Genomic DNA, 540 nt, shown 5'->3' with positions numbered 1-540 from the left:
GACAGCATGGCAATGCGACGATAACCTTGCGCTGTGAGGTGTGAAACTGCTTTGTAAGCTCCAATCATATCGGCTGGCAAAATACTTGGCGTTTCGGTGTGTTCTTCGTTGGTGCAGTTCAGCAGCACAGTCGGTAAGGAAGTTGTGACGCGTTGCTGCTCCAACTCTCGCGTCATACTGGATGCGTAAACCAAACCTGCGTAATCACCGCCGTTGATCTCCGACTCAATCTTGCTTGCCAACACTTCATCATGGCTGTAATTGAACGTCACCAATATGTAGTCGTTCGACCAAGCTTCTTCTCTCGCTGCATTGATGGCATCGATAAATGGGTCATAACTGGTTAAGCCGTTGATCACCAATGCGATCTTTTTAGGGCGTCCCAAAGCATGGGCAACCTTTTTGTTTTTGTAGCCAAGTGATTCTGCGGTTTCGAGCACTTTACGTTTGGTCGCTTCCGCGATTTTTACGGAAGTTGAGCCATTCAATACCAGCGATACGGTCGACTGAGAGACGCCAGCCGCCGCCGCAATGTCGCTC

1 protein-coding gene is annotated in these 540 nt (G+C 49.6%); it reads right to left on the bottom strand.

Going from position 1 to position 540, the window contains the following annotated elements; all coding sequences use genetic code 11:
- A partial coding sequence (locus R7190_RS30020; protein WP_318138228.1) for a LacI family DNA-binding transcriptional regulator occupies window positions 1-540 on the bottom strand: 540 nt, incomplete at both ends.

Source organism: Vibrio sp. 1078-1, from assembly GCF_033340475.1.
The sequence above is the reverse complement of the archived record's forward strand: the minus strand, read 5'-3'. Positions and strand labels throughout refer to the sequence as shown.